Origin of the sequence: Enterobacter cloacae complex sp. IR5422, from assembly GCF_049238165.1 — a bacterium.
GTDB lineage: Bacteria > Pseudomonadota > Gammaproteobacteria > Enterobacterales > Enterobacteriaceae > Enterobacter > Enterobacter roggenkampii.
Window position 1 is genome coordinate 18832 of sequence record NZ_JBMKHT010000007.1, and the last position, 16143, is coordinate 34974.

Genomic DNA, 16143 nt, shown 5'->3' on the forward strand with positions numbered 1-16143 from the left:
GCCGGATAATCCGGCCTTTTCACAACACAGGTCTCTTACTTCTCGTTCAGACCGAGTTTTTTCTCCAGATAGTGGATGTTGGTTCCACCATTCTGGAAGTGCTCGTCGCTCATGATGCGCATCTGCAGATCAACGTTGGTTTTGATTCCGTCGATGATCAGTTCCTGCAGGGCGTTCTTCATGCGGGCAATCGCCACGTCACGGTTTTCGCCGTAGCAGATGAGCTTGCCGATCATTGAGTCATAGTACGGCGGTACGGTGTAACCGGCGTAGATATGAGACTCCCAGCGCACGCCAAAGCCACCCGGCGCGTGGAAACGCGTGATTTTACCCGGGCTTGGCAGGAAGGTGTTCGGGTCTTCGGCGTTGATACGGCATTCTACCGCATGGCCTTTCACCACCACTTCTTCCTGCTTGATGGACAGCGGCTGACCGGCTGCGATACGCAGCTGCTCTTTAATCAGGTCAACCCCGGTGATCATTTCGGTAACCGGATGTTCAACCTGAATACGGGTGTTCATCTCAATGAAGTAGAACTCGCCGTTTTCGAACAGGAACTCAAAGGTACCCGCTCCACGATAGCCGATATCGACACACGCTTTAGCGCAACGCTCGCCGATGTAGCGACGCAGTTCCGGAGTAATGCCCGGCGCTGGTGCTTCTTCGACCACCTTCTGGTGACGACGCTGCATGGAGCAGTCACGTTCTGCCAGATAGATTGCGTTACCCTGACCGTCAGCCAGCACCTGAATTTCGATGTGGCGTGGGTTTTCCAGGTATTTTTCCATGTACACCATGTCATTGCTGAAAGCGGCTTTCGCTTCTGCTTTGGTCATGGAGATGGACTGTGCCAGTTCAGCATCGCTGCGCACAACGCGCATACCGCGACCGCCGCCGCCGCCGGACGCCTTGATGATAACCGGGTAGCCAATGCGTTTAGCATGAGCACGGTTAGCATCCATGTCGTCGGTCAGAGGGCCGTCAGAGCCTGGTACGGTTGGTACACCGGCTTTTTTCATCGCGGTGATCGCAGACACTTTGTCGCCCATCAGGCGGATGGTGTCGGCTTTCGGGCCGATGAAGATAAAGCCAGAGCGTTCAACCTGCTCAGCAAAGTTGGCGTTCTCAGAGAGGAAGCCGTAACCCGGATGAATTGCCACCGCGCCGGTGATTTCAGCGGCGCTGATGATAGCCGGGATGTTCAGATAGCTTTTTACGGACGGAGCCGGGCCAATACAGACCGTCTCATCCGCCAGCAATACGTGTTTTAAATCGCGATCCGCGCTTGAGTGCACCGCGACAGTCTTGATGCCCAGTTCTTTACAGGCACGAAGAATACGCAGTGCGATCTCGCCGCGGTTGGCGATAACAATTTTATCCAGCATGTACGCCTCGTTACTCGATGACGACCAGCGGCTCGTCAAATTCAACCGGCTGACCACTTTCGACCAGAATCGCTTTCACAGTACCTGATTTGTCTGCTTCGATCTGGTTCATCATTTTCATCGCTTCAACGATGCACAGGGTATCGCCTACGTTGACTTTCTGACCCACTTCGATGAACGCCTTCGCGTCCGGGCTCGGGGTGCGGTAGAAAGTACCAACCATTGGGGAACGTACGATGTGACCACTGATTTCTGCTGCAGCGGCAGGTGCGGCTTCAGCTGCTGCTGGTGCAACGGCTGCGGAGAGCGCAGGCTGCTGCACTGGCGCAGCGTAAGCTTGCTGCATTACCGGGAAGCTAGCGGCTGGGGCTGCACGGCTGATGCGTACAGACTCTTCGCCTTCAGAAATTTCCAGTTCGGAGATGCCTGATTCTTCAACCAGCTCGATCAGTTTTTTAATCTTACGAATATCCATGAGTGGGTTCCGTACTCTTGTTTAGTGTGATTGTGACAAGCGTTTTACCGCTGTCTGTAAAGCGTATGAATAGCCGTCTGCGCCCAGTCCGCAGATAACGCCAGCAGCGATATCCGACAGATACGAGTGGTGACGGAACGGCTCTCGGGCGTGCACGTTACTCAGGTGGATCTCGATAAACGGGATACTCACCGCAAGCAGTGCGTCGCGGATAGCAACACTGGTGTGCGTAAACGCGGCCGGATTGATCAGGATATAGTCCACATTGTCTTTAGCCTGATGAATACGGTCGATGATTGCGTACTCCGCGTTTGACTGAAAATGATCCAAATCCACATTCAGCGACGCTGCTTCCGTGCTCAAACGGTTAACAATTTCGCTTAATGTCAGCGTGCCGTACTTCTCCGGCTCACGGGTGCCGAGCATGTTCAGGTTCGGTCCGTTCAAAACTAAGATCTGGAACTTATCAGTCATTATGCCGCTATCTCCTGCGATTTTCGGGTAAAAAACAAAATATACCGTCGAAGCGCAAATGTCACCTTTTCAGAGGCCAAAAACCACTGTCAGGCGAACCAAGGTCGCACATTATAACGATTTCGTAGCATTTGGCAGCTAAATACTGGTCTTATCAGGGAAGATTATCAACCGCAATCCAAAAAAGATTTGCGGTTGAGAGGCAATCTGCGGGAAAACGCACAGTTTCGCGAACTATCGCAACCACTGGCGGAACTTCTTGTAACGCCATGCTAAAAGCGCCACGGCCGCCAGCGCGTAAAGGACCGGCTGCGGAGAGAGGATCTTCACCGACCACAGATAATGAATGGGTGCGAGGATCGCGACAAGATAGACGAAGTTATGCAGCAACTGCCAGCGACGGCCCAGCTTTCGCTGCGCATATTGCGTGGATGTCAGCGCTAACGCCAGTAAAATCACCCAGCTCACAATACCCAGCGTCAGATAAGGGCGCGTCACCAGTTCGCGGCCAAGCAGTGTCAGATTGTTAATTCCCAGTTCCAGCAGGGCATAGCTGGTCAGATGCAGCGTGGCCCAGGCAAAACACCATAGCCCCAAAAGCCGACGGGTGCGTATCAATAGTGGCTGTTTAGCGTAGCGCGCCAGCGGCGAGACGAGCAAGGTGGCCAGTAAAAATTTCAGAGCCATCCGACCGGTAAAATGCTGGATATCCTTGGCCGGATCGGCGCTAAAAAGCCCCTGGCTGGCGGCCCAGAACAGCCAGAGAAAGGGGAGTATTCCGGCTAAATGCAGCAGCACTTTCAGCCAGGTAATCTGTTTTGCCGTTAAACGCACTCAGAAGTTCTCCCGTAAATTGAGGCCACGGTACAGCGAGGCCACTTCATCCGCATAACCGTTAAACAGCAGCGTTGGCTGGCGCTTCACGTCCAGTGCGCCGCCGGAACCGATAAAACGCTCGGTCGCCTGCGACCAGCGCGGATGATCCACGTGCGGATTCACGTTGGCGAAGAAACCGTATTCGTCCGGAGCCGCCAGATTCCAGGTGGTTGGCGGACGCTCGCGGGTGAGCTTAATGCTGACGATAGACTTAATTCCTTTGAAACCGTATTTCCACGGCACGGTTAAACGGATGGGCGCGCCGTTCTGCGGCGGAAGCGCCTTGCCGTAAACGCCGACGGTCAGCAGCGTAAGAGGGTGCATGGCTTCGTCAAGGCGTAACCCTTCAACGTAGGGATACTCCAGCCCGCCGCCAATGAACCGGTCTTTCTGGCCCGGCATCTCGTCCGGCGCATAGCGCGTCTGGAAAGCGACATATTTTGCGTTGCTGGTGGGCTCCACCATCGCCAGCAATTTATGCAGCGGGAAGCCGATCCAGGGCACCACCATCGACCAGGCTTCCACGCAGCGCATGCGGTAGATACGCTCTTCGAGCGGGAAACGGGTGGTCAGATCGTGGTGGTCCAGCGTCAGGGGTTTTGCCACTTCGCCGTCGATTTTCAGCGTCCACGGATCGGTTTTGAGACTACCGGCGTTGGCCGCAGGATCGGCCTTGTCGAGGCCAAATTCGTAGAAGTTGTTATAGCCCGTCACTTTATCTTCTGGCGTAAGCGTCAGTTTGTTCTGCCATTGGGCGGGTTTCGTAAAGGTGAGCGGGGCGCCGGAAGGGGCCTTCGGCCGATCGTTGCCTTTAAACCAGTCGAGCAGGTCAGCGTGAGCCGAAGGCGAGAGCGAGAGCGCGGTGGCGCTGATGCCAAGCATTTTCAGGATCTGGCGGCGCTGTAACATAAAGACAGACTCGGACGTTACGTCGGCTTCCGTCAGTTTTCGGTTTTTCATGGCATCCTCCGTCATGCGTTTTCCTAAGCATGACGGAGGAGAGTGATTCGCGCGAATATGTCACGAAAATTTGAAGATTAGGCGATTTTCACCAGCGCGCGACCGTGGAACTGGTTATCCATGATCTTACTGGCATAGTCCGGTGCCTGGCTGAGCGTAATCTCCGTGGCGCTCTGGGTGTAGAAAGATTCCGGCAAATCGCGCACCAGACGTTCCCATGCCTCAGTACGACGAGCCGCAGGTGTCATCACGGAATCCACGCCCTGCAGGCGGACGTTACGCAGAATGAATGGCATCACGGTGGTTGGCAGGGCAAATCCGCCCGCCAGTCCGCAGGCGGCCACGCAGCCGCCGTAGTTCATCTGCGCCAGGACTTTTGCCAGCACTTTATCACCGACGGTATCCACCGCGCCCGCCCAGACCTGTTTTTCCAGTGGACGGGTTTCGGCGAATTCTTCACGGCTGAGAATGCGGTTTGCACCGAGCTGGCGCAGGTAATCGTGGGTACTTTCCCGACCGGAAACCGCCGCAACCTGATAGCCCAGCTTGTGCAGTAGCGTCACTGCCGTGCTGCCCACGCCCCCGCTGGCACCGGTGACGACAACTTCCCCCGATTCAGGGCGGATGCCTGCGTCTTCCAGCGCCATCACGCACAGCATCGCGGTAAAGCCTGCCGTGCCGACGATCATCGCCTTGCGGCCATCCATGCCTTTCGGCATCGGCACCAGCCAGTCGCCCTTCACGCGCGCCTGCGTGGCCAGCCCGCCCCAGTGATTTTCACCTACGCCCCAGCCGGTGAGCAGGACCTGCTGGCCCGGATGGAAGCGCGGATCCTCGCTGGTATGTACCCGGCCAGCGAAATCAATACCCGGCACCATAGGGAAATTTCGGATGATTTTACCCTTCCCGGTAATCGCCAGCGCATCTTTATAATTTAAACTGGACCAGTCGATGTCGACGGTTACTTCGCCTTCCGGCAGGCGACTCTCTTCTACCGCCTGCACTGAGGCAAGCGTTTTGCCGTCCTGCTGTTCTAAGATCAAAGCCTGCATACGGGGTCCTCTCGACTCATTTGATTGGAAAATAATTTCTGAAGACTATACTCGCTCAGGGAAACGCAGTGCCGATTTAACGCAATAAATTGCCAGATACACCCGATTTGGTAGTATGCCGCATTTGAAATGCAAGTTAGCGCTTACTCGCTACCCCATCAACCCACGGAGTAATCTCAAGGATGCGATTAACGACGAAGTTCTCAGCTTTTATCACCTTGCTGACGGGGCTTACCATTTTTGTCACCCTTCTGGGCTGCTCTCTGAGCTTTTATAACGCCATTCAGGACAAGCTGGTTAACCGGGTACAGTCTGTCGCGTCGGTAATTGATACGCGTCTGCTGACGACGCCGCTACCGGCACTCTCCAGGGAGCTCGATGAGTTGATGGTACCTGTTGATATTGTTCAGATCGACATTCAGCAGGGAAAGCATCGTGTGTTAAGCCACGAACGCCCGGGAAGCTATCGGCCTGCGGGCGTGGTGAGCCAGTATCGGGAAGTGACCGTACATTCCCTTAAAAACCCGGGGATGACCATACACATGGTCTATCTCGATCCGATGGCCAGCTATTTCCGTTCCATGATGACCACCGCGCCGCTCACCGTCGCGGTGGCGTTTATCGTCCTGCTGATCTTTCTCGCGGTCCGCTGGCTGCGCCGCCAGCTCTCCGGCCAGGAGCTGCTGGAGATGCGCTCCGTGCGGATCCTTAACGGTGAACGCGGCCCGCAGGTCCGTGGTTCAGTCCACGAATGGCCGTCACGCGCCAGCAGCGCGCTGGATACGCTGCTTTCGGAAATCCAGTTTGCCAGCGACCAGCGCAGCCGTATGGATACGCTGATCCGCTCCTATGCCGCGCAGGATAATAAAACCGGCCTCAACAACCGCCTTTTCTTTGATAATCAGCTCGCCACGCTGCTCGACGATTCGGAAAAAGTGGGGACGCACGGGGTGGTGATGATGATTCGCCTGCCTGATTTCGATCTCCTGCGCGACACCTGGGGACAGCGGGCTGCGGAAGAAAATCTCTTTACGCTGATCAACCTGCTCTCCACCTTTATTATGCGCTACCCGGGCGCGCTGCTGGCCCGCTACCACCGCAGCGACTTTGCCGTGTTGCTGCCGCATCGGACGCTGAAGGAGTCGGAAAGCATCGCCAGCCAGCTGCTGAAGGCGGTTGATGCGCTGCCGCAGAGCAAAATGCTCGACAGGGATGATATGGTCCACATGGGGATCTGCGCCTGGCGTGGCGGACAATCGACAGAACAGGTGATGGAGCATGCGGAAGCGGCCACCCGCAACGCCGTGCTGCAGGGAGCGAACGGATGGGCGGTCTATGATGATTCGCTGCCGGAAAAAGGGCGCGGTAACGTGCGCTGGCGTACGTTGATTGAGCAAATGCTAAGTCGCGGCGGACCGCGTATTTATCAAAAACCCGCGGTCATGAAAAACGACAACGTTCATCACCGTGAACTGATGTGTCGTATTTTTGACGGTACGGAAGAGGTTATTTCTGCGGAATATCTGCCAATGGTGCTGCAATTTGGGCTGTCCGAAGAGTATGACCGTCAGCAAATTAGCCGCTTGATTCCGTTTTTATCATTCTGGCCTGAAGAGAGCCTGGCGTTACAGGTCACCGTGGAGTCATTAATACGCCCGCGTTTTCAGCGCTGGCTGCGTGATACATTAATGCAATGCGAAAAATCGCAACGCAAACGCATTATTTTTGAACTTGCTGAGGCGGATGTAGGTCAACACATCAGCCGGTTACGTCCGGTGGTTCGTTTGATCAACGCGCTCGGCGCGCGCGTCGCGGTGACGCAGGCAGGTTTGACGCTGGTCAGCACCAACTGGATCAAGGAGCTGGATGTGGAGCTATTAAAGCTACATCCGGGGCTGGTAAGGAATATTGAAAAGCGCACGGAAAACCAGCTGCTGGTACAGAGCCTGGTTGAGGCGTGCAAAGGAACGCGAACACAGGTCTTTGCCGCGGGCGTGCGCGCCAGAGGCGAATGGCAAATGTTAACAGAGCGCGGTGTAATGGGTGGTCAGGGGGATTTTTTTGCTGCCTCTCAGCCGCTTGACACCAATGTGAAAAAATATTTGCAAAGATACTCGGTTTGACCTGCCGTTTACGCTGTTTTCACGTAGAATATCGCGCCTGTAGCTTTGAGTATGTCGAGCAAAAAGCCAGTGAACGACCTTTAACGGGTTACAAAGGTCAGTAAGGAATGCTGCTGTTTATTCAGCCCTGAGGGAGTCAGGGGATGATTTTGTAACATCAGGAAACGTACTGCACAAATTTTCACCGTTGCAGATGATTTTTGCGCCTTGTCGCTGCTGCGTGTGGTTGGTAAAGTAAGCGGATTTTGTTTTCCGCCCCAGCTTTCAGGATTATCCCTTAGTATGTTGAAAAAATTTCGTGGCATGTTTTCCAATGACCTGTCCATTGACCTGGGTACTGCGAATACCCTTATTTATGTAAAAGGACAAGGCATCGTATTGAATGAGCCTTCCGTTGTGGCCATTCGTCAGGATCGTGCAGGCTCGCCGAAAAGCGTAGCCGCTGTGGGTCATGACGCGAAGCAGATGCTGGGTCGTACCCCTGGCAACATCGCCGCTATTCGCCCAATGAAAGACGGCGTTATCGCTGACTTCTTCGTGACTGAAAAAATGCTTCAGCACTTCATCAAGCAGGTTCACAGCAACAGCTTCATGCGTCCAAGCCCGCGTGTTCTGGTGTGTGTGCCGGTTGGCGCAACCCAGGTCGAGCGTCGCGCAATCCGTGAATCTGCTCAGGGTGCAGGTGCGCGTGAAGTGTTCCTGATTGAAGAGCCAATGGCGGCGGCAATCGGTGCAGGTCTGCCTGTGTCTGAAGCGACCGGTTCCATGGTGGTGGATATCGGTGGTGGTACCACTGAAGTGGCCGTTATCTCTCTGAACGGCGTGGTGTACTCCTCTTCCGTACGTATCGGTGGTGACCGCTTCGACGAAGCCATCATTAATTATGTGCGCCGTAACTACGGCTCTCTGATCGGTGAAGCCACCGCAGAGCGTATCAAACACGAAATCGGCTCTGCATATCCGGGCGATGAAGTGCGCGAGATCGAAGTACGTGGCCGCAACCTGGCTGAAGGTGTTCCACGCGGTTTCACCCTGAACTCCAACGAAATTCTAGAAGCACTGCAGGAGCCACTGACGGGTATCGTGAGTGCGGTAATGGTCGCGCTGGAACAGTGCCCACCAGAGCTGGCGTCCGATATCTCCGAGCGCGGTATGGTTCTGACCGGTGGTGGTGCGCTGCTGCGTAACCTCGACCGCCTGTTAATGGAAGAGACAGGTATTCCTGTCGTAGTTGCAGAAGATCCACTGACTTGCGTCGCCCGTGGTGGTGGCAAGGCGCTGGAAATGATCGACATGCACGGCGGCGATTTGTTCAGCGAAGAGTAGTCGAGTTTGAGAGGGTAGCAATTTGCTACCCTTTCTCTCTGACGCGAGAATACGCATAGCCTATGAAGCCAATTTTTAGCCGTGGCCCATCGCTACAGTTTCGCCTCATTCTGGCGGTTCTGGTTGCGCTTGGGGTCATTATTGCCGATAGCCGCCTCGGTACGTTCAGCCAGATCCGAACGTACATGGATACCGCCGTCAGTCCTTTCTACTTTATATCAAATGGTCCCCGTGAACTGCTCGACTCCGTTTCTCAAACGCTGTCTTCACGAGACCAGCTCGAACTTGAAAACCGGGCATTACGCCAGGAACTGCTGCTGAAAAACAGCGAACTTCTGATGCTGGGGCAATACAAGCAGGAAAACGCGCGTCTGCGTGAGCTGCTCGGCTCGCCGCTGCGTCAGGATGAGCAGAAGATGGTTACCCAGGTGATCTCCACCGTGAACGACCCTTACAGCGATCAGGTTGTGATCGACAAAGGGAGCGTCAACGGGGTGTATGAAGGCCAGCCCGTCATCAGTGATAAAGGCGTAGTAGGCCAGGTTGTTGCCGTCGCCAAACTGACCAGCCGCGTGCTGCTGATTTGCGACGCCACGCATGCGCTGCCGATCCAGGTCTTGCGCAACGATATCCGCGTGATTGCGGCCGGGAACGGCTGTACGGACGATCTGCAGCTGGAACACCTGCCGGCCAACACGGATATCCGCGTGGGCGACGTGCTGGTGACCTCCGGTCTGGGTGGCCGCTTCCCTGAAGGCTATCCGGTTGCGGTGGTCTCTTCGGTGAAGCTGGATACGCAGCGTGCCTATACCGTGATTCAGGCGCGTCCAACCGCCGGTTTACAGCGTCTGCGCTACCTGCTGCTGCTGTGGGGCGCCGATCGTAACGGTACTAACCCGATGACGCCTGAAGAGGTCCATCGTGTGGCAAATGAACGCCTGATGCAGATGATGCCGCAGGTTCTGCCGCCAGCGGACTCTATGGGGCCGCCTGCGCCAGTCCCGGCACCGGCAACGGGGTTAACGCAGCCGCTGCCGGATGCGCCGCCACCGCCTAAACTCTCTTCGGGAGGGCAGTAGTGGCAAGCTATCGTAGCCAGGGACGCTGGGTCATCTGGCTCTCGTTCCTCATTGCACTGTTGCTGCAGATTATGCCCTGGCCGGATAACATTCTCGTTTTCCGGCCAAACTGGGTCTTGCTCATTTTGCTCTACTGGATCCTTGCCCTGCCGCATCGCGTAAATGTCGGCACGGGTTTTGTGATGGGTGCCATACTGGATCTCATTAGTGGCTCTACGCTGGGCGTACGCGCCTTGTCCATGAGCATTATTGCGTACCTCGTCGCACTGAAATTCCAGCTCTTCCGTAACCTCGCGCTCTGGCAACAGGCCCTGGTCGTGATGCTGTTGTCGCTTGCTGCGGATATCGTTGTTTTCTGGGCAGAGTTTTTAGTGATCAACGTCTCTTTCCGACCGGAAGTGTTCTGGAGTAGTGTAGTAAACGGTGTGCTCTGGCCGTGGCTATTCCTGCTGATGCGTAAGGTTCGCCAGCAGTTTGCTGTGCAATAAAAGGTTTCTATGACGTCTTTGTATCTCGCTTCCGGCTCCCCGCGCCGTCAGGAACTCCTGACGCAGCTTGGGGTCTCTTTTGAACGCATCGTGACCGGCATTGAAGAAATACGTGCTGAGGGCGAAAGTGCTCAACAGTACGTGTCACGTCTGGCGCGCGAGAAAGCGCAGGCGGGCGTGGCCTGCGTGCCGCGCGATCTGCCCGTGCTGGGAGCTGATACCATCGTTATCCTTAACGGTGAAGTGCTGGAGAAACCGCATGACGCCGAACACGCGGCGCGCATGCTGCGCAAAATGTCCGGGCAAACGCATCAGGTGATGACGGCCGTCGCGCTGGCGGACCGCCAGCACGTGCTGGATTGCCTGGTGGTGACGGATGTCACGTTCAGAGTACTTACCGACGACGAGATCGCCGCTTATATTGCCAGCGGTGAACCGATGGATAAAGCAGGTGCATACGGTATTCAGGGGCTGGGTGGCTGTTTTGTCAGGAAGATTCATGGCAGCTATCACGCCGTAGTCGGCTTACCGCTGGTGGAAACGTATGAGTTGCTGAGCAATTTTAACTCACTGCGTGAGGGAAGGGATAATTATGACGGCTGAATTGTTGGTAAACGTAACGCCATCGGAAACCCGTGTGGCCTATATTGACGGTGGCATTCTTCAGGAAATTCATATTGAGCGTGAAGCGCGGCGCGGAATAGTAGGCAATATCTACAAAGGTCGTGTCAGTCGTGTACTGCCGGGTATGCAGGCGGCTTTTGTAGATATTGGACTGGATAAGGCGGCATTTTTACATGCCTCCGACATCATGCCGCACACCGAGTGCGTCGCGGGCGAAGAGCAAAAGCAGTTTGCCGTGCGCGACATTTCTGAACTGGTGCGTCAGGGGCAGGACTTAATGGTGCAGGTGGTGAAAGATCCTCTTGGTACCAAAGGCGCCCGTCTGACCACCGATATCACCTTACCTTCCCGCTATCTGGTCTTTATGCCCGGCGCGTCGCACGTGGGCGTTTCGCAGCGTATTGAGAGCGAAAGCGAGCGCGAGCGCCTGAAGAAAGTCGTCAGCGCCTACTGCGATGAACAGGGCGGATTTATCATCCGCACCGCCGCGGAAGGGATCAGCGAGGAAGACCTGGCGTCAGATGCGGCTTACCTGAAGCGCGTCTGGACAAAAGTGATGGAGCGTAAAAAACGCAACCAGACCCGCTATCAGCTCTATGGTGAGCTGGCGTTGGCGCAGCGCGTGCTGCGTGACTTTGCCGACGCGCAGCTCGACCGCATTCGCGTGGATTCCCGCCTGACGTATGAAGCGCTGCTGGAGTTTACCGCTGAATATATCCCGGAGATGCCTGGCCTGCTGGAGCACTACACCGGGCGTCAGCCGATCTTCGATCTCTATGATGTCGAAAACGAGATCCAGCGTGCCCTGGAGCGTAAGGTTGAACTGAAGTCCGGCGGCTATCTGATCATCGATCAGACCGAAGCGATGACCACCGTCGATATCAACACCGGCGCGTTTGTCGGTCATCGCAATCTGGACGACACCATCTTCAACACCAACATCGAAGCCACGCAGGCCATTGCGCGCCAGCTTCGTCTGCGCAATCTGGGCGGCATTATCATCATCGACTTCATCGATATGAGTAATGAAGACCATCGCCGCCGCGTGCTGCACTCGCTTGAGCAGGCCCTGAGTAAAGATCGCGTGAAAACCAGCATCAACGGCTTCTCACAACTGGGGCTGGTGGAAATGACGCGTAAGCGTACCCGCGAGAGCGTGGAGCATGTGCTGTGTAATGAATGCCCGACCTGCCATGGACGCGGAACGGTAAAGACGGTTGAGACCGTCTGCTACGAGATCATGCGTGAAATCGTCCGTGTTCATCATGCCTACGACTCCGATCGTTTTCTGGTCTATGCTTCCCCTGCGGTGGCTGAAGCGCTGAAAGGCGAAGAGTCACACGCGCTGGCGGAAGTGGAAATCTTTGTCGGCAAACAGGTAAAAGTACAAATTGAACCGCTCTATAACCAGGAGCAGTTTGACGTCGTGATGATGTAAGCGCAGTACGCTGCGTGACCAAAGCTGACAAGGAGAGATGCGTGAGGCGATTGCCGGGGATTTTATTGCTTACAGGGGCAACGCTGGTCGTGATTGTCGCGTTGCTCGTGAGCGGGCTACGCCTCGTTTTACCGCATCTGGACAGCTGGCGTCCGCAGCTGCTGGCAAAAATCGAATCCACCACCGGCGTGCCGGTGAACGTCAGCCAGGTAAGCGCCAGCTGGCAGAATTTTGGCCCGACGCTCGATGTGCGGGATATCAACGCCAGCCTGAAAGATGGCGGCCACCTCAAAATCAAACGCGTGACCCTGGCGCTGGACGTCTGGCAAAGCCTGCTGCATCTGCGCTGGCAGTTTCGCGATCTCACCTTTTATCAGCTTCAGTTTCTGACCAATACGCCCATCTCGGGCGGCGACAGCAGCCAGGGGCTTGAGGCCAACCGTTTTAGCGATCTTTTCCTGCGCCAGTTCGATCATTTCGATCTGCGCGACAGCGAAGTGAGCTTTATTACCCTTTCCGGCCAGCGTGCGGAACTGGCGATCCCCCAGCTGACCTGGCTCAACGGCAGGAACCGGCACCGCGCTGAGGGGCAGGTGAGTCTCTCCAGCCTGAACGGTCAGCACGGCGTGATGCAGGTGCGCATGGATCTGCGTGACGATGACGGTCTGCTAAATAACGGCAAAGTCTGGCTGCAGGCCGACGATGTGGACGTCAAACCGTGGCTGGGCGACTGGCTCCAGCAGAATATGCAGCTGGAAACGGCCCGATTCAGCCTTGAAGGCTGGCTGACCCTGACGAAAGGCGAATTTGCCAGCGGTGATATCTGGCTCAAGCAGGGGGGCGCGAGCTGGAAAGGCGAAAAACAACAGCATCAGCTTTCCGTCGATAACCTCACCGCCCACGTGACGCAGGAGAAAGAGGGCTGGCAGTTTGCCATTCCCGATACGCGGATCGCGATGGACAGCAAGCCGTGGCCGCGCGGTGCGCTGACGCTGGCCTGGATGCCGGAGCAGGACGTTGGCGGCACGGCCAGTAAACGCAGCGACGAGCTGCGCATCCGCGCCAGCAACCTGGATTTGGCCGCCATTGAAGGGCTGCGCTCAATGGCGGCAAAGCTCTCTCCAGACCTGGGCGAGATCTGGCTGGCTACGCAGCCGAGCGGAAAGATCGATTCTCTGGCGCTGGATATCCCGCTTCAGGCGACGGAAAAAACCCGTTTCCAGGCAACATGGAAAGATCTTGCCTGGAAGCAGTGGAAGCTGCTGCCGGGTGCGGAGCACTTTAGCGGCAAGCTGGAAGGCAGCGTGGAGAACGGCAGGCTGACGGTTGATATGCACGACGCCAGAATGCCGTACGAGACGGTCTTCCGCGCACCGCTGGAAATCGAACAGGGCAACGCAGTGCTTAACTGGCTCCGTAACGATAAGGGCTTCCAGCTCGATGGTCGCCATATCGACGTCAAAGCTAAAGCGGTACACGCGCGGGGTGACTTCCGCTATCTGCAACCGCAGGGGGACGAGCCGTGGCTGGGTATTCTGGCCGGAATCAGTACCGATGATGGCTCGCAGGCCTGGCGCTATTTCCCGGAAAACCTGATGGGTAAAGCGCTGGTCGACTATCTGAGCGGCGCGATTCAGGGGGGTCAGGCGGAAAACGCCACGCTGGTCTACGGCGGTAACCCCCATCTGTTCCCGTACAAACATAATGAAGGTCAGTTCCAGGTTCTGGTGCCGCTGCATGACGCCACCTTCGCGTTCCAGCCGGGCTGGCCCGCGCTGAAAAACCTGGATATCGAACTTAACTTCCTCAATGACGGCCTGTGGATGAAGTCCGACAGCGTGGCGCTGGGCGGCGTGACGGCCAGCAACCTGACGGCCAACATTCCGGACTACTCAAAAGAGAAGCTGCTGATTGATGCCGACATCAACGGTCCCGGCAAGGCGGTGGGACCGTACTTTGAGGAGACCCCCCTGAAAGAGTCGCTGGCGGCGACGCTTCAGCAACTGCAGCTTGATGGCGATGTGAATGCTCGCTTACATCTTGATATCCCGCTGGACGGTGAGATGACCACCGCGAAAGGCGACGTCCGTCTGAAGAACAACAGTCTGTACATTAAACCCCTTGAGAGCACCCTGAAAAATCTCAGCGGGCAGTTCAGCTTTGAGAACGGTAACCTGAAGAGCGAGCCGCTGACCGCCAGCTGGTTTAATCAGCCCGTGAATATCGACTTCACGACCACAGAGGGTGAAAAGGCGTATCAGGTGGCCGTCAATCTGGACGGTAACTGGCAGCCAGCGCGAATGGATGTCCTGCCGAAGCCGATTGAGGCGTCGGTGGAGGGGGCGGTCGCCTGGCAGGGTAAAGTGGCAATCGACCTGCCTTATCACGCGGGTGCCCAGTACAAGGTCGACATCACGGGGGATCTGAAGAATCTTCGAAGCCAGCTGCCTGCGCCGCTGGATAAACAGGCCGGACAGCCGCTGCCGGTGAAGCTGAACGTCGAGGGCAACCTGAACAGCTTCGCGCTGACCGGAAACGCGGGCGGGACGAACCACTTCAACAGCCGCTGGCTGCTTAACCGCAAGCTCACCCTCGACAGGGCCATCTGGACGACGGATAGCCGCTCCACGCCGCCGCTGCCAGAGCAGACGGGCGTTGAGCTGAATCTGCCGCCGATGGACGGTGCAGAGTGGCTGGCGTTGTTCCAGAAAGGCGTTGGGCAAAATGTTGATGAAACCGCCCAGTTCCCGCAAACCATTACCGTACGCACGCCGTCGCTGATGCTGGGCGGGCAGCAGTGGAACAACCTGAGTATTGTCTCGCAGCCTGCTGCTAACGGTACGAAAGTGGAGGCCCAGGGCCGGGAAATCAACGGCACGCTGACCATGCGCAATCACGCGCCGTGGCAGGCGGCGATCCGCTATCTCTACTACAACCCGGCCGCCGCGAGTAAAGATAAACCGGCGGATGCCTCGCCGCTGAGTCAAACCTCCCGCGTCGATTTTAGCGGCTGGCCGGATCTCCAGCTGCGCTGCGCGGAGTGCTGGCTGTGGGGACAGAAATATGGCCGTATCGACGGTGATTTTGCCATTCAGGGAAATACGCTTACGCTCACCGGAGGATTGATCGACACCGGCTTTGGCCGCATGACGGCAGGCGGGGAATGGGTGAATAACCCGGGCGAGCAGCGAACGTCCCTCAAGGGCGACATTAAAGGCAACAAACTGGATGCGGCAGCCAATTTCTTTGGCATCAGCACGCCGCTGCGCGGTTCGTCATTTGACGTCGATTACGATCTTCACTGGCGCGACGCCCCGTGGAAGCCGGATGAGGCCTCGCTGAACGGCATTCTGAAAACCCGCTTCGGCAAAGGTGAAATCGCCGACGTGAGCACGGGGCGCGCCGGGCAGATCCTGCGCCTGCTGAGTTTTGATGCGCTGCTGCGCAAGCTGCGCTTCGATTTCAGCGATACCTTCAGCGAAGGGTTCTACTACGATTCCATCCGCAGTACGGCGTGGATCAAGGACGGCGTTCTGCATACGGACGATACGCTGGTGGATGGCCTGGAAGCGGATATCGCCATGAAAGGCTCGGTCAACCTCGTGCGCCGCGAGCTGGATATGGAAGCCGTGGTGGCGCCGGAAATTTCCGCGAGCGTGGGCGTTGCGGCGGCCTTCGTGGTGAACCCGATTGTCGGTGCGGCGGTGTTTGCCGCCAGCAAAGTGCTGGGGCCGCTGTGGAGCAAGGTCTCCATTCTGCGCTACCGCATTACCGGTCCGGTCGATAAACCGCAGATCAACGAGGTGCTGCGCCAGCCGCGCAAAGATGCACAGCAATGATTTG

General features: G+C 56.6%; 14 protein-coding genes. 7 read left to right on the forward strand and 7 right to left on the reverse strand.

What is annotated here, in order from left to right; all coding sequences use genetic code 11:
• Positions 1–35 precede the first annotated feature (35 nt).
• The 6 genes from accC to ACOTXT_RS05345 form a co-directional block, all read right to left on the reverse strand.
• Positions 36–1385, reverse strand: coding sequence for an acetyl-CoA carboxylase biotin carboxylase subunit (gene accC / locus ACOTXT_RS05320; protein ID WP_003860388.1), 1350 nt, complete (start codon positions 1383–1385; stop codon positions 36–38).
• Between the two features lie 10 nt (positions 1386–1395).
• A complete protein-coding gene (gene accB, locus ACOTXT_RS05325; protein ID WP_008502856.1) occupies positions 1396–1860 on the reverse strand; it encodes an acetyl-CoA carboxylase biotin carboxyl carrier protein in 465 nt (154 codons plus the stop codon).
• A 21-nt stretch (positions 1861–1881) separates the two neighbouring features.
• Positions 1882–2334, reverse strand: a complete 453-nt coding sequence (gene aroQ / locus ACOTXT_RS05330) for a type II 3-dehydroquinate dehydratase (protein WP_008502855.1) — start codon at positions 2332–2334, stop codon at positions 1882–1884.
• Between the two features lie 234 nt (positions 2335–2568).
• Entirely contained in the window at positions 2569–3168 is a 600-nt protein-coding gene (gene msrQ, locus ACOTXT_RS05335) for a protein-methionine-sulfoxide reductase heme-binding subunit MsrQ (protein WP_008502854.1), read from the reverse strand.
• The gene (msrP, locus tag ACOTXT_RS05340) at positions 3169–4170 is read right to left on the reverse strand and encodes a protein-methionine-sulfoxide reductase catalytic subunit MsrP (RefSeq protein WP_008502853.1); all 1002 of its coding nucleotides are present in this window, start codon (positions 4168–4170) and stop codon (positions 3169–3171) included. It lies immediately after the preceding gene.
• A gap of 77 nt (positions 4171–4247) precedes the next feature.
• The gene (locus ACOTXT_RS05345) at positions 4248–5222 is read right to left on the reverse strand and encodes an MDR family oxidoreductase (protein WP_021242287.1); all 975 of its coding nucleotides are present in this window, start codon (positions 5220–5222) and stop codon (positions 4248–4250) included.
• A 182-nt stretch (positions 5223–5404) separates the two neighbouring features.
• Here ACOTXT_RS05345 and csrD point away from each other — a divergent pair, with 182 nt between their 5' ends.
• Positions 5405–7345: an RNase E specificity factor CsrD gene (gene csrD, locus ACOTXT_RS05350; RefSeq protein WP_421625291.1), complete on the forward strand. Its 1941-nt coding sequence runs from the start codon at positions 5405–5407 to the stop codon at positions 7343–7345.
• Between the two features lie 80 nt (positions 7346–7425).
• On the opposite strand, the gene ACOTXT_RS05355 is transcribed toward csrD, so the two are convergent.
• The gene (locus ACOTXT_RS05355) at positions 7426–7659 is read right to left on the reverse strand and encodes a hypothetical protein (RefSeq protein WP_162269491.1); all 234 of its coding nucleotides are present in this window, start codon (positions 7657–7659) and stop codon (positions 7426–7428) included.
• Here ACOTXT_RS05355 and mreB point away from each other — a divergent pair.
• From mreB to yhdP, 6 genes are all read left to right on the forward strand, one after another.
• On the forward strand, positions 7628–8671 hold the full coding sequence (gene mreB / locus ACOTXT_RS05360) for a rod shape-determining protein MreB (protein ID WP_000913396.1): 1044 nt from the start codon (positions 7628–7630) through the stop codon (positions 8669–8671). The two genes, ACOTXT_RS05355 and mreB, sit on opposite strands and share 32 nt — an antisense overlap.
• A gap of 62 nt (positions 8672–8733) precedes the next feature.
• Positions 8734–9750: a rod shape-determining protein MreC gene (mreC, locus tag ACOTXT_RS05365; protein ID WP_008502850.1), complete on the forward strand. Its 1017-nt coding sequence runs from the start codon at positions 8734–8736 to the stop codon at positions 9748–9750.
• Entirely contained in the window at positions 9750–10238 is a 489-nt protein-coding gene (gene mreD / locus ACOTXT_RS05370) for a rod shape-determining protein MreD (protein WP_008502849.1), read from the forward strand. Before mreC ends, mreD begins: the two co-directional genes overlap by 1 nt.
• Before the next feature lie 9 nt (positions 10239–10247).
• Positions 10248–10841 (forward strand): Maf family protein, encoded by a 594-nt coding sequence (locus ACOTXT_RS05375; RefSeq protein ID WP_008502848.1) that lies wholly within the window; start codon positions 10248–10250, stop codon positions 10839–10841.
• Positions 10831–12300 carry a ribonuclease G gene (gene rng, locus ACOTXT_RS05380; protein ID WP_008502847.1) on the forward strand — a complete coding sequence of 490 codons (1470 nt, stop codon included), beginning with the start codon at positions 10831–10833 and terminating at the stop codon, positions 12298–12300. Before ACOTXT_RS05375 ends, rng begins: the two co-directional genes overlap by 11 nt.
• Before the next feature lie 41 nt (positions 12301–12341).
• Entirely contained in the window at positions 12342–16139 is a 3798-nt protein-coding gene (gene yhdP / locus ACOTXT_RS05385; protein ID WP_333164472.1) for an AsmA2 domain-containing protein YhdP, read from the forward strand.
• Positions 16140–16143 lie beyond the last annotated feature (4 nt).

Excerpts from the sequence above, each read along its gene's own strand:
- accC (WP_003860388.1), bottom strand. The coding sequence starts at position 1,385 with ATGCTGGATAAAATTGTTATCGCCAACCGCGGCGAGATCGCACTGCGT.
- accB (WP_008502856.1), bottom strand. The coding sequence starts at position 1,860 with ATGGATATTCGTAAGATTAAAAAACTGATCGAGCTGGTTGAAGAATCA.
- aroQ (WP_008502855.1), bottom strand. The coding sequence starts at position 2,334 with ATGACTGATAAGTTCCAGATCTTAGTTTTGAACGGACCGAACCTGAAC.
- msrP (WP_008502853.1), bottom strand. The coding sequence starts at position 4,170 with ATGAAAAACCGAAAACTGACGGAAGCCGACGTAACGTCCGAGTCTGTC.
- ACOTXT_RS05345 (WP_021242287.1), bottom strand. The coding sequence starts at position 5,222 with ATGCAGGCTTTGATCTTAGAACAGCAGGACGGCAAAACGCTTGCCTCA.
- csrD (WP_421625291.1), top strand. The coding sequence starts at position 5,405 with ATGCGATTAACGACGAAGTTCTCAGCTTTTATCACCTTGCTGACGGGG.
- mreB (WP_000913396.1), top strand. The coding sequence starts at position 7,628 with ATGTTGAAAAAATTTCGTGGCATGTTTTCCAATGACCTGTCCATTGAC.
- mreC (WP_008502850.1), top strand. The coding sequence starts at position 8,734 with ATGAAGCCAATTTTTAGCCGTGGCCCATCGCTACAGTTTCGCCTCATT.
- ACOTXT_RS05375 (WP_008502848.1), top strand. The coding sequence starts at position 10,248 with ATGACGTCTTTGTATCTCGCTTCCGGCTCCCCGCGCCGTCAGGAACTC.
- rng (WP_008502847.1), top strand. The coding sequence starts at position 10,831 with ATGACGGCTGAATTGTTGGTAAACGTAACGCCATCGGAAACCCGTGTG.